This is a genomic window from Streptomyces sp. NPDC006309 (assembly GCF_040613095.1).
Classification (GTDB): Bacteria; Actinomycetota; Actinomycetes; order Streptomycetales; family Streptomycetaceae; genus Streptomyces.
In genome coordinates this window covers 13,237-35,357 of sequence record NZ_JBEXRO010000006.1, presented here as the reverse complement: position 1 = coordinate 35,357, position 22,121 = coordinate 13,237, and the positions used below count along the sequence as shown (strand labels likewise).

Sequence of the window (22,121 nt, the reverse complement as noted above, 5' to 3'; positions counted from 1 at the left end):
CCCACCCGTGGGTCAGTACGCCTTGCCGATGTCCTGCTTGGCGTTGCCGCTGTCGTAGGCGCTGTCCTGGATGACGATGTCCTGGGGGACCTCGCCGCCCTTGGTGAACGTGTCCAGCGTCCGGAACGCCAGTGGACCGAAGCGCGGGTTGGACTCGATGACACCGCTGACCCAGCCGTCGACGATGCCCTGGACGGCGTTGCGGGTGCCGTCCACCGTGACGATCTTGATGTCGCCGGCCTTCTTGCCGGCACCCTTGAGCGCGGCCACCGCGCCCAGGCCCATCTCGTCGTTCTCCGCGTAGATGCCCTTGATACCGGGCTCGGACTGGATGAGCTGCTCGGTGACCTGCTGGCCCTTCTCGCGGGCGAAGTCACCGGTCTGCTCGAAGACGACCTTCAGGCCGGGGGCCTTCGCGGCGATCCGCTCCTTGAAGCCCTTGGTGCGCTCGGTGGTGACATTGTTCCCGGCCGAACCCAGCAGGATGGCGACCTCGCCCTTGCCGCCCGTCGCCTCGATCATCCGGTCGGCGGCACGCCGGCCCTGCTCGACGAAGTCCGAGGCGATGAAGGAGACGTAGTCCTTGCAGGCTTTCGCGTTGATCTTGCGGTCGATCGTGACGATCGGCACCTTCCTGGCGGCGGCGGCCTGGAGCACCGGGTCCCAGCCGTCGGAGTTGAGCGGGGCGATGACCAGCAGGTCGGCACCCTTGGCGAGCAGGTCCTGCACGTCGCTGATCTGCTTGGAGAACTGCGACTGGGCGTTGGCCGTCAGGAGTCTGACTCCCCGCTTCTTCGCCTCGTCCTTGATGGACCGCGTCTCGGCGATGCGGAACGGGTTGGCCTCCTTCTCCGACTGGGAGAAGCCGACGGTCGCGTTCCTCAGGTCGGTCTTCTTCGCTCCGTAGGCGCCGATGGTGCAGCTCTTGCTGCCGGGTCCGGGCGTGACGACCTTCTGCTCGGCGCCGTCCGCGGCCGCCGTGGAGCGCGGCTTGCCCGAGGCGTCGTCCTCCGACTTGGTGCACGCGGTGGCGGTCAGGGCCACCGCTGCGGCCAGGGCGACCAGCACGGGACGGGTGAGGAGGTGAGGACGGTGAGTGGTGCGCTGCATGGTGACCCCGATCCGGGCGACGCGTGAAGGGAACTGAGGAGGCATCAGACGGGCACGAGCGGTGCTTCTCCCCCGGCGCAGGACGCTGTCCGGTCCGCCGCAAGCAGGTTTTTACATCGTTGGAAGAGGGCTGTAAACCCCTTGCGCACCGCGTACGGACATCAGGCCGGGAGCCGGGACGCGGCCGGGGCCGGGCCGGCTCGCCGCGAACCCACCGGCCGCGGCGTACCGCGCGGCGACGCGAAACACGTACTGAACAGGGACTTCAGTGATGCGGTGTGTCACAGGCGCCGATCGGCCGCGGCCGTCCCCGGACCCGTGAACTACCCTGCCGTGTAACCGACATGTGACCTTGGACCACGCGGCACCATGCGCTCCGCACCAGCCGGTCGGCCGCCCCTCCCCCGTCGCCGGCGAGGCCGCGCCTGCCGTCCGTCGACCGCGAGGACGCTCGGCCCCCGAAGAGGGCGCCGCGACCCACGGGGTGCGGCACCCCCGCCGGTGCGGTCAATCGCTCGTGCCGCCGCCGGTCGCTCGGCGTCCCACGGTGCTCTCCCGCTCCACCAGCCGGTGGTCGACCCGGATGCGCCGGGGTTCGGGAGCCCTGCCGCCGAGCCGAGCCAGCACCGACTCCACCGCGAGCCGGCCGATGGCCCCCTTGTCCGGTGAGACGGACGTGAGGGTCACCGCGCCGAACCGTCCTTCGACCACGTCGTCGAATCCGGCCACCGCGACGTCCTCGGGCACCCGCAGACCCCACTCGTGCAGCACCCGCATCGCGCCGATGGCCATCGGGTCGTTGTAGGCGAAGACCGCGTCGGGGCGCCTCCCCGTCTCCAGGATGCGCGCCATGGCTTCCGCGCCTTCCGCGTGCCCCCAGCCGTCGGTGGCGGCGACGAGCCCGTCATCGGCGGGCAGTCCGGCCAGGGTCAGCTCCTCGCGCCAGCCGCGCACGCGCAGCTGGGCGGGCTCACTGCGGCCGCGCCGGGCGCCGATGAACGCGATCTCCCGGCGGCCCAGGTCGATCAGGTGCCGGACGGCGGTGCGGGCGGCGGCGATGTTGTCGATGGCGATGTGGTCGTAGGGCAGGTCGTACTCCCGCTCGCCGAGCAGGACCAGCGGCACGTTCTCCGTGCGGTCGCCGAGGTCGCCGGCTTCCAGTTCGATCGGGCTGAGGATCAGTCCGTCGATGACCCGTGCCCGGAATCCCTGGCTGACCAGGATCTCCTGTTCGCGCCGTCCGCCGGTGTGGTCGAGCAGCACGATGTAGTCGTGTTCGGCGGCGGCGTCGATGACGGTGGCGGCGAGTTCGGCGAAGTAGGGGTTGCCGAGTTCGGGCAGTGCGAGCGCGATGATGCCCGTGCGCCCCTTGCGCAGGTGCCGGGCGGCCAGGTTGGGCCGGTAGCCGAGCGCGTCGATGGAGCGCTGGACGCGTTCCCGCATGGCGGGGGTGACGTGCTGGTAGTTGTTCACCACGTTGGAGACGGTCTTGATGGAGACCCCCGCGTGCGCGGCGACGTCCTTGAGGCTGACCCGCACGTTCGTCCCTTCTGAGCGACCCGACCCGGGTGGCCGGTACGGGTCCGGCGTCGCCGCCGTGAGCCGTGCGGCCGAGCCCTTCCGCGCTGGTTTTACAACGTTATACATGCGGTTTCGTCACACTGACAAGGCAAGCGGTACCGCACCGCCGCCCGTCCTCGGCGGGTGTGCGCGGGGCCGGACCACCACCGCTTCCGGAGCGATGACGTCACGCGAACAAGTGCCGTGACTCCTGAGTCGCCGGCCATGGACCGTGGGGAGAAGTGTGCTGCGGGAGCCCGTCGCCGGTCTACGGACATGACGCGCCGTCACACCGCCGAGGCGGCGTGCGCCCCTGCCCGGACCGTTCCGGCGCGCACGCCTCTGGACAGGCGGCCGGACGCCATGCTGTCATGCCCATTGCTCTCTCCTTCCAACGTTGTACAACGTCTCGACGAGCCATCGATCAGCTCACCCCCCAAGGAGACAAGTGCACCCCAGCAGAAGCCGACAGCGACTGGCCATGCTGCTCACCGCAGCTCTCGGCATCACCGGTCTCGCCGCAGCGCCGTCCGCGACGGCCGCCGGCTCCCCCCTGGAACCCCACGGCCTCAAGGGCGAGTACTACACCCAGTCCGCACCCGGAGCCTTCGACTTCCACGAACTCAAGGCGACCGCCTTCGACCCCGGTATCGACTTCCGCGACCTCGAGCCCCGTCTCCGGTCCGCCACCGGCCGGAACGACGACGTGAGCGTCCGCTGGACCGGCAAGGTCGTACCGGAGAGGACCGGCCCCACCACCTTCTCGATGACCGGCGACAACGGCTTCCGGCTGTGGATCGACGGCAAGCCGGTCATCGACCACTGGGTCGACGACTGGGACAACGAACAGACTTCCCAGCCGGTGGAGTTGACGGCCGGCAAGGCGTACGACGTCAAGGTCGAGTACTTCGAGCACTTCGGCGGCTCCAACCTCCACCTGCGCTGGACCGAGCCGGGAGAGGCCGAGGAGGCGATCCCGTCGTCGGCCTTCCGTCTGCCCGACGGCTTCGACTACGACGGCGCCCTGGCCGCCACCGTCCTCAAGGACGGCCGCACCCTCAAGCTCGACTTCGCCCAGGCACTCGCCGCGCCGCCGGCCGGCGTCACCGACCACATCGACGCCGTGATCGGCGGAGCCGAGTGGCCGCTCGGCACGGCCACGGCCGACCCGGGCGACCCCAGGTCCCTGCTCGTGGCGCTCAAGGAGCCCGTGGTCGGCAACAGGACCGGCACCGCGCCCGGCCTCGCCGACGTCCACTACGACGGCAGGGGCGGCCTCGGCACCCGGGACGGCAAGGCCGTCGGAGCCTTCTGGAGCAGCGGCCCCAACCACTCCACGCACGAACTGCGCACCCCGTGGGCGGACGAGGTCACTCCCGGCAACGCCCACCCCGAGTACCCCCGCCCCCAGCTCACCCGTGACACCTGGCGGAACCTGAACGGCACCTGGCAGTTCGCCGCCGCCGCCCCCGGCGAGCGGCCCCCGGTCGGCAAGCGACTGCGCGAGCGGATCCTCGTCCCGTACCCGGTCGAGTCCCAGTTGTCGGGGATCGAACGGCACGAGGACCGGATGTGGTACCGGCGCACCTTCACCGTCCCGGCCGACTGGAGGATCGGCTCGGGCAAGCACCTGCAGCTGAACTTCGGGGCCGTCGACTGGCAGGCCGAGGTGTACGTCAACGGCACGAAGGTCGCCGAACACAAGGGCGGCTACGACAAGTTCACCGCCGACATCACCGGCGCCCTCGAACCCGGCCGCACTCAGGAGCTGATCGTCGGCGTCCACGACCCGACGGACGCGGCCGCCGGCGAGAACCCGCCGGTCGGCAAGCAGCGCACCGACCCCAGCGGCATCTGGTACACCCCGTCGTCCGGCATCTGGCAGACCGTCTGGATGGAGCCGGTCGCGGCCGACCACGTCGACACCCTCAAGCTCACCCCGGACGTCCCCGCGGGAACGCTCACCGTCGAGCCGCGGGGCGTGCGGGCCGGACTCCCGGTGCGGGCCACGGCGTACGACGGTCACCGCAAGGTCGCCACGGCCGTCGGCCGCAGCGGCGAACCCCTCACGCTGAAGATCCCGCACGCGCACCTGTGGTCACCCGGCGACCCCTTCCTGTACGGCCTGAGGGTGCGCGTCGGCGGCGACCGCGTCGGCAGCTACTTCGGGATGCGCTCCATCGCGGTCGAGAAGGTGAACGGCGTCCCGCGCACCGTCCTCAACGGCGAGCCCGTCTTCATGATGGCCACGCTGGACCAGGGCTTCTGGCCGGACGGCCTGTACACCGCGCCCACCGACGCTGCCCTCGCCCACGACCTGAAGATGCACAAGGCGATGGGCTTCAACGCGGTCCGCAAACACATCAAGGTGGAACCCGACCGCTGGTTCTACTGGGCCGACCGGCTCGGCCTGCTGGTCTGGCAGGACATGCCGGCGATGAGCAGGGTGCCCGACACGTCCGCCCAACGCGCCGAGTACGAGCACGAGATGAGGCAGATGATCGACGAGCACATCAGCAGCCCGTCGGTGGTCATGTGGGTCACCTTCAACGAGGGCTGGGGCCAGTACGACATGGCCCGCATCGCCGACCAGGCCAAGTCCTGGGACCCGACCCGGCTGGTCGACAGCATGTCGGGCCTCAACCTCGGCGCGGACGGCGGCACCGGCGACATCATGGACGAACACGGCTACCCGAGCCCGGCGCTGCCACCGCACCCCGACGGCAGGCGTGCCCTGGTCAGCGGCGAGTACGGCGGTCTCGGTCTCGCGGTGCCCGGCCACGCCTGGCCGGTGCAGCAGTCGTACGTCGACGTCGACCCGGCCCGCTACACCGACGACTATCTGGCGAAGCTCGCCGAGGTGCACGCGCTGGCCTGCGAGGGCGGCAACGGCGCCGTCTACACCCAGATCTCGGACGTCGAGGGCGAGCTCAACGGCCTGACGACTTACGACCGTACGGTCGTCAAGCCCGATGTGCAGCGGCTCCAGGCGGCCCAGCGGGCGCTGATCGACGACGCGTCGCGGGCCACCCCGGCCGGCTGCCCGACCACTTGACGCAACCGGACGGCACCGGTCGGGGTGCGGCTCACGGAGCCGTACCCCGACCGGCCGGAGGGCGGCTCGCGCGGCCCGGCCTCCCCGGTGCTGTGCCGGCGCGTCTACGGAGCCATCTCGTACGTGCCGGACAGCGCCTCGACCCGCTGCCAGACCCGCTCCGTGCGCGCCTCGTCGACGGCCGGTCGCCGGACGGCACCCAGCGCCCACTCCTGCTGCGCCTCGGTCGCCGAGTCCTTGCCGTGCAGTTCGACGGCGTGCGCGGAGAAGTCCCGCACGAGAACGGCGAAGAGTTCGTCGAGCACGTCCTCGTCGAGTCCGGCGAGGGCCGCCTGTTCCAGGACGAGCTGCCCGTGCACGACGAGGGCGAAGAGCTGACCGACCGCGAGAAGGAGGTCGAGGTCGCGGCTCTGCTCCGCGTCGGGGGCGGCGGTGGCGACGAACGCACAGAGCGCGTCGGCCTGTTCGCGCAGGCGGGTCACGTTGGGCAGGTGCGCGTAGGCCTCGAAGGCGGGCCGCCAGTCGTGGAAGCGCACCGAGCCGAGGCCGCGGGCCGGTCCCTGCCGGAACAGGAAGTCGTCGTCGGCCGCGTCGAGGCGGGCCGGCACGCCGGGGTGGTCGACCGGGTCGAGGAGGTGGTTGCGCATGAACTTGAGGATCAGCGCCAGGTTGACGTGGACCGTGCCTTCCAGCTTCGGCAGGCCGCGGATCTCCACCGCCGCCTGGGCGAAGTAGTTGTCCTTCTCGAAGCCCTTGGCCGCGATCACGTCCCACATGAGGTCGATGACCTTCTCGCCCTCCGTGGTCACCTTCATCTTCGTCATCGGGTTGAAGAGCAGGTAGCGGCGGTCGTCCGGGCCGGCGGAGCGGAAGTAGTCGACGGCACGGTCGCTGAACAGCTTCATGCCGACGAGCCTGACGTACGCGTCGGTCAGCTCGCGCCGCACGTGCGGGAAGGCGGTGACGGGGCGGCCGTACAGGACGCGGTTGTGGGCGTGGGTGACGGCCTCGTACATCGCGTGCTCGCAGATGCCGATCGAGGCGGTGCACAGGTTGAATTTACCGACGTTGACGGTGTTGAGGGCGGCGTCGAAGGCGGCGCGGCCGGTGTGCAGGACGTCCTCGGCCGCCACGGGGTAGTCCTCCAGGCGGAACTCGCTGACGAACTTCGAGGAGTCGACGACGTTCTTGACCAGGTGGTAGGCGGGGTGACGGCTGTCGGCGGCGAAGAACACATAGCCGTCCGGGCCCTCTACGTCGGTGCGGCGGCCGAAGACGGAGACGAGTCCGGCGGCGTTGCCGTTGCCTATGTAGTACTTGGAGCCGGTGGCGCGGAAGCCCCCGTCACCGTCGGGTTCGAGCAGCATGTCGGTGGAGTAGATGTCGGCGCCGTGGGTCTTCTCCGACAGGCCGAACGCGAACACCTCTCCCTGGGCGAGGAGTCGCGCGGCCCGGGCACGAGCGGCGGCGTTGTCGCTCTGCCAGACCGGGCCGAGGCCGAGGATCGTCACCTGCCAGGCGTACCAGTAGTCCAGGCCGTAGAAGCCGAGGATCTCGTTGAGCGCAGCGATCCGGGCGGTGTCCCACCGCTTGTCCGGCTCCCCCTCGCCCGCTGCGGACGACGGCGTCAGGAAGGTGGCGAACAGGTTCTCCTTCGCGGCGAAGGCGAGGAAGTCACCGAGCCACGCGCGGGTCCGGTAATCCTCCAGCAGCCGCCGCTTCCCGCGCTCCTCGAACCAGTCGACGGTGGCACGCAGCAAGCGGCGCGTCTCGGGGTCGAAGTGCGCGGGGTCGTAGCCGCGCGGGTTGAACAGCAGCTGGTCAGCCATGGTGGGACGCCTTTCGGCCGGTGGACAAAGGGGGATCGAAGGTTCGACGGCTGGGCAGGGGCCGGACCGGGAGGCCCGGCGGAGGGGACGGCGGACCGGGAGGACCGGCGGCAGGCCCGGCGCACCGGGAGGCCGGCGCGGGCGCGGCGGCGATCAGCGGCCCGGCCCGAACCGGGCCAGTGTGGCGAGCACGTCGTCCAGCCAGTCGATCATCATCCGCTCGTACGCGATGCCGCCGCGCAGGACGACGTGCTGAAGCTCTCGTTCCGCGTCGAGCGGCGTCTCCGTGCCGGCTGTCTCCGCCTCGGGCCCGATGAAGTCCCGGACCTCGCCCGCGAGATAGCGCGCCAGCCGGTTCCGGTGTGCCTGCCGGTGCCGCTCCACCTCCCGGATCAGGGCGGCCGGGTCGTCGAAGGCGGCGCCCCGGATCTTCACGGCCAGGTCGTGGCGGACGCTCTCCGGCTCGATCGGATCGTGCAGCCAGGAGGACAGCGCCGCCCGGCCGAGGTCGGCGACGGAGTACTCCCTCTTGTCCGGCCGGCCCTGCTGCGGGACCTCCCGGGCGTCGACCCAGCCGTCGTTCTCCATGCGCTTGAGCACGCGATAGATCTGCTGGTGCGTCGCGGTCCAGAAATAGCCGATGGACCGCTCGAAACGCCGGGCCAGCTCATAGCCGGATCCGGGCTTCTCCAGGAGCGACACCAGGATCGCGTGTTCGAGCGCCATGACACCGATCCTGCTATGCAACTCGTTGCACAGCAAGCCTCCCCCGCTCCGATGCGACGCGGCTCACCATGTTCGGCCGCCAGGAGGGCCGCCGGACGACGCCGGGCGGGTCTCGGGCGGGTGGCCGGTCGCGCGGGGCGGTGTCGGCCGGCTCGCGGAGTCCGTCCCGGCCGACACCGCTCGCGGCACCGCACACGCGGCGCGCGATCCGCCGCTGTGGGCGCAGCGGCCCCCGGTGTTATTCAATGAGGTGTGCGGTCAGGGATCTCGGGGCCCCGTCGCACGGTTGCGAGTACGGCCCCGGTGCTGTGCCGGGGATTGCCGAGAGAGCCGTATGGACTCCACACCCTCCCCCTCGTCCTCTTCGCCCTTCGAACTGGTCAGCGGTGCCCTGGGGCGCTACATCCCGCGCGGCGGAGCGCCCCGGGGCACCGGTCCGGCCGACGCGCAGGGCGACCGCACGGCCGGCCGACGCGTGCCCGACGGCCCGGGAGCCGACCGTCACGACCAGATCCTCGGCGTGGTCAACCTGGGCAGGGATCTGAGAGTCACCCGCTGCAATCTGGACGCCCCCGTCTTCGCGGGTCTGGACGCCCCGGCGGGCAGTTCTTTCGTCGATCTCCTGCCCCCCGGGGACGTACCGACGGTCACGCGGCGGTTGCGGCAGGTACTGGAGACGGGTGAGGCGCATGTCGCCCGGATCCAGCGTCTGCGGCGCGGCGACGGGTCCGAGCTGGTGGTCTCGATGAGCATCCTGCCCGCCGCGGCGCCGCAGGAGGGTCTGACCGTCTCCGTGATCGCCATGGCCACGAGGCTGCACCTGTACGCCGCCGAGACCGCGGTCGGCACCTCGCTGGACATCGGCGAGACCGCGCAGTCGCTGGCGGAGTCCCTGCTGGCGTGGGGAGACGTGGCCGCCGTCGACCTGGACTTCTCCGTGTGGACGGGCGAGGGAGTGACCGAGCAGGCGCGGGGGCGCATCCGGCTACGGCGGGCGGCCCTGGTGCCGGACCGGGCGTGGCCGGAGGGTTATGTGACTCCGGGCGACGATCTGCCGAGCGACGCGAGCCGCCTGCTGGCGCAGGCGGTGCGCCGGGACGACGCCCCGCAGGCGATCGTCCTACCCGACCGGGCAGCGGTGGAGCGGGTACTCGGCAGTCCGCGAGTGATACGCGCCCTGGTGCCCGGTGACCGGTCGGCGAGCGTGGCGTGCATACCACTGGTCCTGGACTGCGCACCGCCCGTCGTGCTGGGCGTGGCGGAGGTCTGGCGGCGGGCGGACCGCCCCTTCCGCGACAGCGAGCTGCTCGACCTCCAGGAACTGGTGGCCAGGACCGCCCACCACGTCGACCTGGCCCGTCAGCACCAGCGCGAGCACACGCAGGTGCTGGCGTTGCAGCGCCGGCTGCTGCCCCGGACCGGCGGCGACACCGTCGAGATCGCCAGCGTCTACCAGCCCGCCACCCCCGACAGCGCGGGCGTCGGCGGCGACTGGGTGAACAGCTTCCCGCTGCCGGACGGCCGTACCGCGCTGGTGGTCGGTGACGTCGTCGGGCACGGCCTGGGAGCCGCGGCCACCATGGGCCAGCTGAGCATGGAGGCCCGCGCGCTGCTGTCCGCGGGGCTGGCACCCGACGAGGTGCTGGAGCACCTGGACGAGACCGTGACGCTGCTGGACGACGCGGAGTCCGGGCTGGCGGCCGGCTACAGCGCCCTCGGCTCCACCTGCTGCATCGCCCTCTACGACCCGGTCGGCCACCACGTGGCGCTCTCCAGCGCCGGCCACCTCCCCCCGATCCTGGTGCTCCCGAACGGGCACGCGGGCCCGCTCGCGATCCGCCCCCACCCCGGTCTGGGCGCCGAGTTCGCGTTGCGGGAGCCGTTCGACGTGCACACGTTCGGCGCGCCCCCGGGCTCCCTGCTCACCCTGTACACCGACGGCCTGGTGGAGGATCCGGCCCTGTCGATCGACGAGGGCATCGGCAGACTGGCGGATGCCGTGGCCGCGGTGCACCCCTGGGACGCCCTGGAACAGGCCGCACGGCACATCGTCTCCGCGTTGACGCCCGTGCGCCGGCGTGACGACGTGACCCTGCTGCTCGCGCGGATGATCGGCTACCGCAAGGGGGACACCGTCACCTGGCGGATACCCGCCCGCGACGACGCGCCCGCCCGTGCCCGCGCGTACGTCGCGGCGGTGCTGCGCAACTGGCCCACCAGGGACGACACCCGGGACGACGTGCCGCTCCTGGTCAGCGAGCTGGTCACCAACGCGGTGCGCTTCGCCACGGGGCCCGTCACGGTACGACTGATCAGAACCGGTCACGGCCTGCTGTGCGAGGTGGGCGACACGGGCAACGGGAGGCCACGGCTGAGCCGGGGCGGCCTCCTCGACGACGGCGGGCGGGGCCTGAACGTCGTGCACAGACTGACCAGCCGGTGGGGGGTGCGGTGGACGGACACTGGCAAGGTGGTCTGGGCGGAAGTCAGGAGGTGACCGGGGCGCGGGACGGGGCCGCGCGGGCGTACGCGGGCGTGGGCGTACGCGGGCGCAAGAGCGGGCGCGGCGGAGGCGTGCGCCTCTACAGCCACTCCCCTTCCAGGGCGGTGGCGGTGAGGCCCGGTGCCGCCGCGTACAGGACGGCGCGGCTGCCCGACTTCTGCCCGGCGTCGTGCGCCCGGCGCAGGATGTCGAACACGGCGGCGCCTCCGCGGTTGCCGCTGGTGTAGCTGTCCCGGCTGTGGTCCAGCAGCCCCGACGGCCACGCGTCGGGCATCGTCTGCTCCATGTACTCCAGCACCCGGGTCCCGCCGGGGTGCGCGAGCAGCACGTCGGGGTGCCAGGAGTCGGGGTGGTCCTGATAGCGGACGCGCAGCCACTCCCACATCGCGGTGACCGTCTCCTGCACGGCGCGCGGCCCGCGCCGGTCCATCACGAAGTGGGTGCCGTCCGCACGTGTGTCCAGGCGGTGCAGGTCCTGGGTGCCGGGCAGGGTGTGGTGCCAGGCGGCGTCCAACCGCAGCACCGACTCGCGCCTCGGGCGGCCCGTGACCACCGCGGCCACCGCGGTGTCCGCGAACAGCAGCCGGACGATCAGGGACTCCAGGGTGTCGTCCGCGGGCTGGTAGGTCGTGCTCAGCGCCTCCGCGATCACGACCAGGACCACCCGGTCGGGGTCCGCGGCCACGAGATCCGCCGCCAGGGCGAGGGAGCGGGTCCCCGCGACGCAGGCCCACTGCGTGGCCGGCAGCAGCATCACGTCGTTGCGGAGCGGGAGCCGGTTGGCCAGGGCGATGTCCAGCCCCGGCAGCGCCGGGGTGGTGGAGTGACTCGTGATCAGGCAGTCGACGTCCGCGGCGTCCAGCCCGGCTGTCTGCAGGGCTCCGCGTGCCGCACGCTCGCCGTAGGACCGCACGGCCTCCCACGCGGGCGCGGTGCGCTCCTGGACGGTCTGCGGAGCGGGCATCGCCTCGAGGGCCGCGATCGCGCGGTCGACGTCGTGCTCGGTGAACCCGTCGCGTGCCAGCGCCTTTCGGGCCGGCCCGGTGCCGACGGCCCGCAGTCCGCCGCCGTTGCCGGGTGCGACGGCGGTCTCCAGCGGCAGCATCCACCCGCGGGTCTCGATGCCCGTACCGGCCGCGATGCCGTCGATGCGGGGCGCCCACGCCGCGTGCGGATGCCGGTCGCGCACCTCCGCCACGATCTGGCTGGTCCGCACGGCGTGCTCGCCGTGTATCACGGCAGGAGGACAGAGGTAAGCGGCCATGGTGGGCACCTTTCCGGGAGATCCAGGAGGAATGTCACGAGGACTGCGCCATGGGCCACTTCGGAACTTCGCGCCCATGCCGAGGGGCTCCCCTTCGGGAACCGCTGTCCCGGCAAGCATGGACGCTAAATGGACATATCCGCTGTGATTCAGACAACTTGAGCGGACTTGTGCGGCGTGATACGGCACACATCACCCGAACATGGATCTTCTGCCCTGGCAGCACACGGAGTTGCCTCCCGCAGCGGTGCCCGGGAGTGTCAGAGGACGTTGACCGCGCTCCAGGCCGCGGCCACGGTGGCGTACTCGGGGCTGGTGGCGCCGTAGAGGTCCTTCGCCGCGTTCAGGGTCGCGGTGCGGGCCCCCTTGTAGTCCGTGGTGGAGGTCATGTAGACGCTCAGGGCCCGGTACCAGATGGCGGAGGCCTTCTGGTTGCCGATGCCCGTGACGGTGGAGCTGTTGCAGGTGGGGCTGTTGTAGGAGACGCCGTTGACGGTCTTGGCGCCGCTGCCCTCACTGGCCAGGTAGAACCAGTGGTTGCCGACGCCCGAGGAGTAGTGCACGTCGAGGCGGCCGACCGACTTCGACCAGCAGTCGGCGGAGCGGCCGTCCAGCGACGGCTTGTCGAAGCGGCGCAGCCACGGCGGGGTGGACTGGTCGCTGAAGAGGTAGTCGGGAGTGTCGACCGGGTTGTCGGCGTACCACTCCACCATGGTGCCGAGGATGTCGCTGGTGGACTCGTTCAGGCCGCCGGACTCACCGCTGTAACGCAGGTTGGCGGTGGCCGAGGTGACGCCGTGGGTCATCTCGTGGCCCATGGTGTCGAGGTCGACCTGCTCGGGGTCGGTGGTGCCGTTGCCGTCGCCGGTCAGCATGCAGAAGCAGGAGTCCGACCACTGGGCGTTGTCCCAGTCGGTGCCTACGTGGACGAAGACGGTGGCGCCGCGGCCGTCGTTCTTGATGCCGTTGCGGCCGAAGGTCGTCTTGTAGTAGTCGAACGTCTTCGCCGTGTTGGCGTGCGCGTCGACGGCGGCGGTGGCGCGGTCGGTGGAGAACTTCCTGCCGTCGCCCCAGATGTCGTCGGCGTCGGTGAAGAGGGTGCCGGAGGAGCTTTTCAGGGACGACGACGAGAGGTTGTGCGCGTCCTTGGTGACGTGGCCGCGCAGCGGGTCGATCAGGGCGAAGGTGCCGGCGCTCTGCTCGGTGGTGTCGATGCTGACGTCGCCGGTGTATTCGGAGTGGCCGGTGCCGGTCGCCTCGCGCTCGGCGTCGTACTGTTCGATCACGGCGCCGGTGGTGGCGTCGGTGACGAAGACCTCGCCGTGCGGCTGCCCCTTGTCGCCCAGGCCCTGCACGGTGGTGCGCCAGGCCAGGCGCGGGCTGCCGTCGGCGGCCCATACGATCAGCTCGGGGGTGGATCTGGCGTTGCGTACCGCCCCGTGTGCGCGTTTCAGGGCCCCGGCGGCGGTGCCCTCGGCGCCGACGGCGGGAACGACGGACCTGAGCGCGACCTTGTGGGCCCCGGCGCGGGTGGATCCCTTGAACGAGCCGTCGGCCTTCTGGTGGACGACGAAGTCGCCGCCGACGACGGGGAGACCGCGGTAGGTCCGCTCGAAGCGGACGTGCTGGGTGCCGTCTGCGTCGATCACGACATCCTTCACGTGGAGGGCCTGGCCCGCGCCGAACCCGAAGGTACCGGCGTGCCGGGCCACGTTCGCCCTGGCCCGGGATATCGCGGTGTCGCGGACGGAGGCGGCGTGCCGCGCCGCCCTGGTCTGGGAGTGCGCGGGTACGGCAACGGCCCCCGTGGTGATGACGCCGGCGGCGACCGCCGCGGAAAGGGCGAGAAGAGGACGGGACATGGGGATTCCTTCGCTCGTCGTGGGGTGACGACGTCCTTGGACGTTGACGCGAAGTGTTCAACAAATGACATGTCCCTGACGTGACTTCATCTGGGGTACAACCCCGGAGCTATAGGGCAGGGGGAGTCACGGTCGGCCGGTCATCGGCCGTCGCCGAGTGCGAACTCCGCTCCCCCGCCCTCCCACCACGCCAGATACCGGGGCCGCTGCCGCACCAGAGACACATAGGCGGCCAGCACACGCTCGCACGCCGCGTCGGCGAGCTCGGGCGGAACCGACTCCGTGTTCCAGGCCAGCAGGAGCCGCCGGTGGAACGGGATGTCCACGAGCGGCCTCTGCACGGTGCCCTGGGCGGACACTTCGGCGGTCGGCCATACGCCACAGACGGCACGCCGGCCGGCGACCAGGATCCGCGCCACGGCCAGGTCCGGCGTCACATGGGCGATGCGCGGAGTGAATCCCGCCGACCGGCAGGTGAGATGAAGGTAGGCGTGCACACCGCTCTCGTCCGCCTCCGGCATGACCCAGTCCTCGTCCGCCAACTCATGGAGGGCGACCGTCTCCTGGCCTGCCAGCGGGTGGTCCTCGGCGAGGAGGACGAAGACCGGCTCGCGGAGCAGTGTGCGTGTCACCACCGACTCGCCGACCGGAAGGGGAAAGCCCGGGAACTCGCCGAACACCGCGATGTCGCACTTCGACAGGCTCAGCGATCTCACCAGGGTGTGCACGGAACGACGGGCGTCTATGGTGAGCCGGCGTTCCGGGACGAGTTCGAAGAGGGCGGAGACCAGCAGCGACACCAGAGGGCCGGCCGTTCCGCCCGCCCTCAGCGGCGCGGCGGTCCGTCTGTCCGCCTCCGCCGCCGATCGCGCGTACTCGCGCAGCCGGTCGAAGCCGATGACGAGGTCACGGGCGCAGCGCAGCACGTACTGGCCGTTCTCGTTCGGCTTCACCCCGTCGGCGCCCCGGATGAAGAGCGGGCCGCCCAGTTCGTGTTCGATGCGCTTCAGCTGGGCGCTCGTGGCCGGCTGGGACAGCTGGAGCCGCGCGGCGGCCTTGCGAATGCTGCCGGCCTCGGCGACGGTGAGCAGGATACGCAGATGCCGGAACTCCAGGTGCATGAACCTTCCCCGCTCAGCGCCGGGGGCCCCCGCAACCCCTCGACCGGCAGAACCAGTTGCCCGACCGCGTGGCGACCCAAGGGTCTGACGGACCCGCGGGGGCGGCAACCACGGAACGGTAAAACCTGGTGGCCGGGGCGCGTGCGATGTCGGCGGCGCCCGGATCACCGCGCGAAGACGCCGTCCTCCTCGGCTCGGTCCACGCGCCGCCCGCCGGCCCGCGCGGCCGTCTCCCGCCAGCCAGATGCGGGCGGCGCCGTGCGTGTGTCCCGGATGCGTGCCGAGCATGCCGGGTTGCCGCACCGCGGGAGCGTCGTAGGGGCGCTGACACGTGACCCGGGGCAAGGGGAGCCAGGCCCTGGCGGCTGAGGCGGTCCCCGACGCTCGGGGGGTCGTGCGCGCGCGGGCCAGGCCGGTGCCGAGGACGGCGACGGCGCAGTCCGACGCCATCAGCTCGAACTCGCGGCTCTCCTTGGCCGGGTCGGAGTGCGCCTGGCCGGCGAAGAGCCGCTCCAGCACGTCGTACGCCGTGGAGGTGCGGTCCCCGGCGTGGGGCCGCGGCCAGGGTGCCGTCGAGGCGGTGGCCCTCATCCGGGCGGGCGCACGGGCGAGGGCCACCGGAGTTCGGCCGGACGGCGGTTCCCGCCGCCTCGGCGTCACCAGCGAGCGGGAGTTCCCCCCTCGGCCCTGCTACGAAGGGCTCACCCGGGCGGAGTCGAGCATGCCCTCGCCGTACAGGTCCTGCAACCAGTTCGTCTGGTAGACGGTGTCGAGGTAGCGCTCGCCGAGGTCGGGGGCGATGGCCACCGCGGTGAGGTCACGGGTGCCGTGCCGGGCCAGCCAGCCCGACGCCGCGCTGACCACCGTCCCCGTGGAGCCGCCGAACAGGAAGCCCCGGCGGGCCAGGCGGTGACAGGTGCGGATGGTGTCGGCCTCCTCCACCCGGATCACCTCGTCCACCAACGCCTCGTCCAGGAGCGGGGGGCGCATGCTCATGCCCAGGCCGGGGATCATCCGGCGGCCGGGCTCGCCGCCGAAGGCCACCGAGCCCACGCTGTCCACGGCGACGATCCGCACCGGGCGGTGCCACTCGCGGAAGTAGCGCGCGCAGCCCATCAGGGTCCCGGCGGTGCCCGTCCCGATGAACAGCACGTCCAGGCGCGGGAAGTGCCGGGCGATCTCCGGTGCCGTCGTGCGGAAGTGGGCCCGCCAGTTCTGCGTGTTGGTGTACTGGCTGAGCCACACGTACCGGTCGTCGGACGCGCACAGCCCGCGGACGTAGTCGAGCCGGGTGCCCAGGAAGCCGCCGTTGGTGTCCAGGCCGGCCACGACGTGCACCTCGCTGCCGAGGGCCTCCATGAGCAGCCGGGTCGAGAGGTTGCAACGGGAGTCCGTCACGCACAGGAACCGGTAGCCCTTGCTCGCGGCGATCATGCTCAGGGCGACGCCCAGATTTCCGGACGAGGACTCGACGAGGACGGAATCCGGTGTCAGGGTTCCTTCCCGCTCGGCGCCCTCCACCATCTCGTTCGCGGCCTTCAACTTGATGGAGCCGGCGAAGTTGAAGCCCTCGCACTTGAGGTAGAGGCGGCATCCGAAGCTCGGCTCCAGGTCGATGAAGAGGTTTCCCTCGTTGAAGGCATGGGGAGCGGAGATGACGGGCACGGCAGGCCTCCTGGTCCCAGGGCTGAGGGCAACGGCCTCAGCCGTACCGGCGCAGATCGTGGAAGAAGTCGTCGATGACGCGGAGTTCGCCCGCCCGGGCCACCTGGTCGTAGACGTACTTGCCGACGGCCAGGTCAAGGACGCCCAGGCCGAACGGGGAGAAGACCACCGGCCGGTCGCGGGGCGGAACGGTCCGGCCGAGCAGTACGTCGTTCAGCGTGCCGTCGAGGAAGTCGCGGCCGCCGGTCAGCTGTTCGGCCAGGTGGGCGGAGGTGTCCGCCTTCAGGCAGTGCTCGACGTCGTCGACGTAGTTCGCCGAGGCGAGCAGGACCTCGGGGGCGAGGTCGCGCAGCGACACGTGCAGCACCAGGGGGTTGTGGCGGAACCAGCCGGGCGCCGTGACGTGGGGCCGGCCGGCGACGGTGGCGAAGACCACGAGGTCGCTGGAGCGCACGAGGTCCTCGGCGCTGTCGTGGACGGTGACCTGCTCGCCGGCGCCGGCCTGGCGCAGGTAGCCGGAGAAGCCGGCGGCGCTGTCGGCGGACAGGTCGTGCACGCCGATCGCGTCGAAGGTCCAGCCGGTGCCGGCCAGGAAGGTGTGGATGTACCGGGCGATCAGCCCCGTGCCGAAGAAGCCGGCACGGCGGGGCCGGGGCCGGGCGCGGCTGAGCCGGTCGGCCGCCAGCGCGGCGGACGCCGCGGTCCTGGCGGCGCTGATGACGGAGCTCTCCAGACAGGCGAACGGGTAGCCGGTGTCGTGGTCGTTGAGGATCAGCACCGCGGAGGCCCGCGGCAGCCCGGTCCGTACGTTGTCGGGGAAACTGGAGATCCACTTCATGCCGTCCACCCGCACCGGGCCGCCGAGGGACGCGGGCAGCGCGATGATCCGTGACGCGGGGCGGTCGGGGAAGCGCAGGAAGTAGGAGGGCGGGTTGACCGAGTCCCCCGCGCCGTGCAGCCGGTAGGTGGCCTCGACCAGGTCGACGAGTTCCTTCTCGCGCCCGTCGAGTGCCCGGTGCACCTGCTCGCCGGAGATCACCGCGAAGGTGGGCGCCGCTTCCGGGCCGGGCGGGGCCGGCTGGGCGGGCGTCGGCAACAGATCGGTCATCGTCGGCTCGCCTCCGGGGTCGGGCAGTGGTCGGCCAGGCGGTGCGGATCGGCCAGGCCGACGACCACCTGCCGGTCACCGGTGAAGGCCTCCCGGCTGTGCGCGGTGCCGATGTTGTCCACCAGCATCAGGTCACCGGCCTGCCAGGGTTCGCGCCGGGTGTGCTCCTCGTACGTGTCGTTGAGGAGCCGCACGGCGTACTCGTCGATCGGGGTGCCGTCGCCGTAGCGGGTGTTGAACGGCAGGCCGTCCGCGCCGTACTCGTCCAGGAGGTACTCGCGCACCTCTGGGGCGAGCGTCCACTCGTTGAGGAAGGCGATCTGGTTGAACCAGCAGCGCCGGCCGGTGAGCGGGTGCCGCACGACGGCGGTGCGACGCTGCTCGGTGCGCAGTGAGCCGTCGGCGCCCCAGGTGAAGCCGATGGCGTTCGCCCGGCAGTAGCGCTCGATCTCGTCGCGGTCCTCGGTGCCGAACGACTCCGCCAGGGACGCGCCGATCTCGTCGTTGTAGGTGCGTGTCAGCAGCCAGCCCTCCTGCTCGAACCGTTCCGTCAGCTCGCCGGGCAGGGCGTCGAGGACCTGAGCGGCGTCGGCGACCGCCGTCGCGCCGCCCTGCTCGGGGGCGGTCAGACACGCGAACAGCAGCAGGCCGGGCACCTCCAGCGGGTAACTCAGCTCGTGGTGCATGCACATCGGCTGGTTGGCCGGCCAGGGCGTGGAGGAGTACAGCGCCGGACCGTGGGCCTCCCGCGGGGCGAACGCCTCCCGCTCGGGCAGCAGCCGGCCGGCCAGCCGCGTGAAGACGGCACCGGCCTGGTCCGCGTCGCGCAGGCCGAGGCCGCGGACGAGCAGCGCCCCGTGCTCGGTGACCCGCGCCCGCAACGCCTCCCGGTTCTCGGCCGCCCAGCGCGCGGGGTCGTCGGGCGGGTCGACGCGCAGTATCGCGGGTCTGTCCGGCCGCGGCTCCACGTCGAGCGGTGCTGCCAGGGACGAGGACGTCATCTCGGTTTCCTTTCGGTCGCCCGTCAGAGGGAGGGTCGGGAGGGGCGCCGGCCTCAGGTCGGGGCCAGCGGGACGGCCGCGCTCAGGACGGCCAGCGCCGCCTCGGCCGGCCGGGTGCGCGCGAAGTGGTGGCCGCCGTCGGCCAGTTCGTGCAGTTCGACCTGCTCGGCCAGGAGCAGCCAGTCGCGGTGCCGCTCGGCGTAGCCGGCCGTGTGCGGGTCGTCGGCGGCGACGACCACCGAGACCGGCGCGGACAGCCGTACCGCCGGCGGGCTCTCCAGGGCCGCCTGGAAGTAGCGGTGCGCGGACAGGCAGTCGTGCCGGTACGCCGCGGCGATGTGCTCGGCGTGCGGCGCGGTCAGCTCGGCGAGTTCCGGATGGCCGCCGTCCGCGGCCAGTTCCGCGACGATCGCCGCGTCGCTCCGGGCGGTCAGCTCGGCGACGGCGGCCCGCCGGTCCGCCGCGGTGCCGAGCAGGTGCGCGCCGAGGAACACCCGTGTCACCCGCACACCGCGCTCCGCGAGGATCCTGGCCGTCTCCAGCGCCGGGGCGGCGCCCGACGAGTGGCCCCACAGCATGACCCGGGTCGGGCCGCGCGCGGCGATCTCGTCGGCGACCCGGCGGGCCACCTCCGCGACCGGCACGAACGGCTCCCGGGGGGCCGCCGGATCGTGACCGGGCGGGTCCACCGCGAGAACGGCCGGGCCGCTGCCCGACAGCGCCGCCGCCAGCGGACGGTAGTTCACCGCGTTGCCCCCCGCGGACGGGAAACACACCAGCGCGCACTCCGGCGCACCGCCCGCTTCCGACAGGAGTTCCAGCAGCTCCGTGCCCCGCCGGCCGGCGGCGTCGAGGAGGGCGGCCAGGTCGGCGAGCACGGGATTGCGGGTGATGTCCTTCAGCGACACCGCGCGGTCGAGCGCGATGCTGAGCTTGACCGCCGTCAGGGAGGTGCCCCCGGAGTCGAAGAAGTGGTCCGTCCGGCCGATCCGCTCCTCGGGCACGCCCAGCAGTGCGGCCCAGGCCGCCGCCACCCTCCGCTCGGCCGCGCTGAGCGCGCCCTCCGCCGCCGCGGCCGGTCCCCCGGCCGGCGCCGTCCGCCCGGCTCGGGCGATCAGGGCCTTGCGGTCGGTCTTGCCGTTGGCGGTCAGCGGCAGGCCGTCCTGCCAGTGGAAGGCCGCGGGCACCATGTAGTCGGGCAGCTCCGCCGCCAGCGCCGCGCGGAGCGTCCCGGGCTCGTGGCGGGTGCCGGTGTGGAAGGCGACGAGCTGCTTGTTCCCGCCGCCCCGCTCGACGACGACCACCGCACCGTCGCGCACCCCGTCCACCCGCAGGAGGGCGTTCTCGATCTCCCCGATCTCGATGCGGAAGCCGCGGATCTTGACCTGGCCGTCCCGGCGGCCGAGGAACTCCAGCTTGCCGCCGGGGTGCCAGCGGCCCCGGTCGCCGCCCAGGTAGAGCCGCTCCCCGGGCCGGTAGGGGTCCGTCCGGTACGCCTCACGGGTGCGTTCGGGATCGTTGACGTATCCCCGGCCCACGCACACGCCCGAGAACGCGATCAGTCCCGGTGCGCCCAGCGGCACCAGCGACAGCTGCTCGTCCACCACGTAGACGCGCACGTTGCCGACCGCTCGGCCCAGCAGCACCCGGTCCGGCACCGAGTCCAGCACCTCGTGGTTGGTGTCGTCCGACGTCTCCGTCAGCCCGTAGGCGTTGAGCAGCCTGATCCCCGGCTGCACCGCGAACCAGCGCTGGACCAGCTCCCGTTTCAGCGCCTCACCGGTCACCGACACCCACCGCAGGTCGGGCAGGGCGCGGGGGTGCTGCTCCAGGTAGGAGACCACGACCTCCAGGTAGGAGGGCACCAGCTGGGTCACGGTGACCCGGCCGCGCACCAGCGTGTCCAGGAACCGCTCCACGTCCACGATCTCGTCCTGTCCGACCAGGAGCGTCCGCCCGCCGACCAGCAGGGCCGCCACCAGCTGCCAGAGCGAGATGTCGAAGCACTGCGGGGCCGTCTGCGCCACCACGGACCCCTCGCCGACGCCCAGGTCGTCGATCTTGGCGTACAGGTGGTTGAGGAGGCCCGCGTGCTCGCACATCGCCCCCTTCGGCTCGCCGGTGGAGCCGGAGGTGAAGTAGATGTAGGCCAGCCGGCCGGGTTCGACCGGCACCCCGGGGTCGCTGTCGTCGTGCGGCTCCGCGTACGCCGTCCCGACCGGCAGCTTCTCGGCTCCCGGCACGGCCGCCAGTGCCTCGTCGAGGGTGCCGGTGCCGCCCGGCCCGGTGAGCACCAGCCGGCAGCGCGCGCGGGACAGCGTCGCCGCGATACGGGCGGTCGGGAAGTGCGGCTCGACCGGCAGGTACACGCCGCCCGCCTTGAACACCGCGAGCGTCGCCGCCAGCCAGTCGAGGCCGCGTTCCATGACGACGGCGACGACGTCCTCCCGGGCCAGCCCGCGGGCCAGCAGCGCCCGCGCCAACCGGTTCGCGCGCGCGTTGAGTTCGCCGTACGTCCACTGCCGCTCGCCCTGCACGGCGGCCACCGCCCGCGGATGTGCCCGTACCCGCTGCTCGAACAGTTCGTGCGCGCGGGCGTCCGGCAGCGGCCGGCGGGGTCCCGCCTGTCCTTCCAGCTGCTCGCGCACCTCGTCGGCCGACAGCAGTCCCTGCCGCGCGTGGTCGGCGTCCGGGTCGGCCGCCAGCAGCGCGAGCGCCTTCAGGTGGTAGCCGGCGATCCGGCCCGCGCTCCCGGGATCCAGCGCGTCCGTGCGGTACCGCAGGCGCAGCAGCAGCCGTCCGCCCCGGTCGCACCAGCGCACGTGCAGTACGGCGGCGTCGTCGTCCGGCGTCTCCTCGGCGCCCTGCGGACCGAACACCACTTCGTACGACGGCTCGGTCAGTCCCAGTTCGCGCCGCAGCGCGGCCAGCGGGAACTCCCGGTGGGCCAGCACCTCCGCCTCGGCGCGGCCGGCGGCCGACACCAGGGCGCGCCAGGACCCCGCGGGCACGGCCAGGCGGCACGGCAACGGCTCACCGTGCACTCCCGCGGTGTACCCCGTCACCACCTCCTGCTCGCCCGACAGCGCGGCCAGCACCTTGGCGTGCGCCGCCAGCAGCACCGCGCTCAGCGGCAGTCCGGACCGCCGCGCCAGGCCGCGCACCGAGGCCGCCACGTCGTCCGGGACCGCGGTCCGCTGCTCCAGCGCTCCCGGGGTGGGCTCCGGAGCCCACCGCGGCACGGCGGTGGCGCCGCCGGCGGTGAGCACCCGGCCCCAGAACTCCCGGTCCGATTCCACGCGCGTGTCCATCGATCG

The 22,121-nt window shown here is 72.2% G+C and carries 13 protein-coding genes; 2 read left to right on the top strand and 11 right to left on the bottom strand.

Features of this window, described 5'->3' with window-relative positions; translation table 11 throughout:
• Positions 1-12 precede the first annotated feature (12 nt).
• On the bottom strand, positions 13-1,110 hold the full coding sequence (locus ABZ117_RS10925; protein WP_356819425.1) for an ABC transporter substrate-binding protein: 1,098 nt from the start codon (positions 1,108-1,110) through the stop codon (positions 13-15).
• A gap of 507 nt (positions 1,111-1,617) precedes the next feature.
• Positions 1,618-2,649, bottom strand: a complete 1,032-nt coding sequence (locus ABZ117_RS10920; protein WP_356819424.1) for a LacI family DNA-binding transcriptional regulator — start codon at positions 2,647-2,649, stop codon at positions 1,618-1,620.
• 469 nt (positions 2,650-3,118) lie between these two features.
• On the opposite strand from ABZ117_RS10920, the gene ABZ117_RS10915 reads away from it, so the two are divergent.
• Positions 3,119-5,725, top strand: a complete 2,607-nt coding sequence (locus tag ABZ117_RS10915) for a PA14 domain-containing protein (RefSeq protein WP_356819423.1) — start codon at positions 3,119-3,121, stop codon at positions 5,723-5,725.
• A gap of 104 nt (positions 5,726-5,829) precedes the next feature.
• On the opposite strand, the gene ABZ117_RS10910 is transcribed toward ABZ117_RS10915, so the two are convergent.
• A complete protein-coding gene (locus tag ABZ117_RS10910) occupies positions 5,830-7,554 on the bottom strand; it encodes an acyl-CoA dehydrogenase family protein (RefSeq protein ID WP_356819422.1) in 1,725 nt (574 codons plus the stop codon).
• Positions 7,555-7,707: 153 nt separating this feature from the next.
• The gene (locus ABZ117_RS10905) at positions 7,708-8,280 is read right to left on the bottom strand and encodes a PadR family transcriptional regulator (RefSeq protein ID WP_356819420.1); all 573 of its coding nucleotides are present in this window, start codon (positions 8,278-8,280) and stop codon (positions 7,708-7,710) included.
• A 334-nt stretch (positions 8,281-8,614) separates the two neighbouring features.
• Between ABZ117_RS10905 and ABZ117_RS10900 the strand changes: the two genes are divergently transcribed.
• Positions 8,615-10,777 carry a SpoIIE family protein phosphatase gene (locus tag ABZ117_RS10900; RefSeq protein ID WP_356819419.1) on the top strand — a complete coding sequence of 721 codons (2,163 nt, stop codon included), beginning with the start codon at positions 8,615-8,617 and terminating at the stop codon, positions 10,775-10,777.
• Positions 10,778-10,862: 85 nt separating this feature from the next.
• Here ABZ117_RS10900 and ABZ117_RS10895 read toward each other — a convergent pair whose 3' ends face one another.
• The 7 genes from ABZ117_RS10895 to ABZ117_RS10865 all read right to left on the bottom strand — a co-directional run bounded on the left by ABZ117_RS10895 (position 10,863) and on the right by ABZ117_RS10865 (position 22,115).
• The gene (locus tag ABZ117_RS10895; RefSeq protein ID WP_356819417.1) at positions 10,863-12,047 is read right to left on the bottom strand and encodes a type III polyketide synthase; all 1,185 of its coding nucleotides are present in this window, start codon (positions 12,045-12,047) and stop codon (positions 10,863-10,865) included.
• 260 nt (positions 12,048-12,307) lie between these two features.
• Positions 12,308-13,909, bottom strand: a complete 1,602-nt coding sequence (locus tag ABZ117_RS10890) for a M4 family metallopeptidase (protein ID WP_356819415.1) — start codon at positions 13,907-13,909, stop codon at positions 12,308-12,310.
• Between the two features lie 140 nt (positions 13,910-14,049).
• The gene (locus tag ABZ117_RS10885; protein ID WP_356819413.1) at positions 14,050-15,030 is read right to left on the bottom strand and encodes a LysR family transcriptional regulator; all 981 of its coding nucleotides are present in this window, start codon (positions 15,028-15,030) and stop codon (positions 14,050-14,052) included.
• A gap of 690 nt (positions 15,031-15,720) precedes the next feature.
• Positions 15,721-16,695, bottom strand: coding sequence for a 2,3-diaminopropionate biosynthesis protein SbnA (sbnA, locus tag ABZ117_RS10880; RefSeq protein ID WP_356819411.1), 975 nt, complete (start codon positions 16,693-16,695; stop codon positions 15,721-15,723).
• Positions 16,696-16,732: 37 nt separating this feature from the next.
• Positions 16,733-17,803, bottom strand: a complete 1,071-nt coding sequence (gene sbnB / locus ABZ117_RS10875) for a 2,3-diaminopropionate biosynthesis protein SbnB (protein ID WP_356819409.1) — start codon at positions 17,801-17,803, stop codon at positions 16,733-16,735.
• A complete protein-coding gene (locus tag ABZ117_RS10870; protein WP_356819407.1) occupies positions 17,800-18,804 on the bottom strand; it encodes a TauD/TfdA family dioxygenase in 1,005 nt (334 codons plus the stop codon). The genes sbnB and ABZ117_RS10870 overlap by 4 nt, the downstream gene beginning before the upstream one ends.
• Before the next feature lie 53 nt (positions 18,805-18,857).
• A complete protein-coding gene (locus ABZ117_RS10865; RefSeq protein WP_356819406.1) occupies positions 18,858-22,115 on the bottom strand; it encodes an amino acid adenylation domain-containing protein in 3,258 nt (1,085 codons plus the stop codon).
• Positions 22,116-22,121 lie beyond the last annotated feature (6 nt).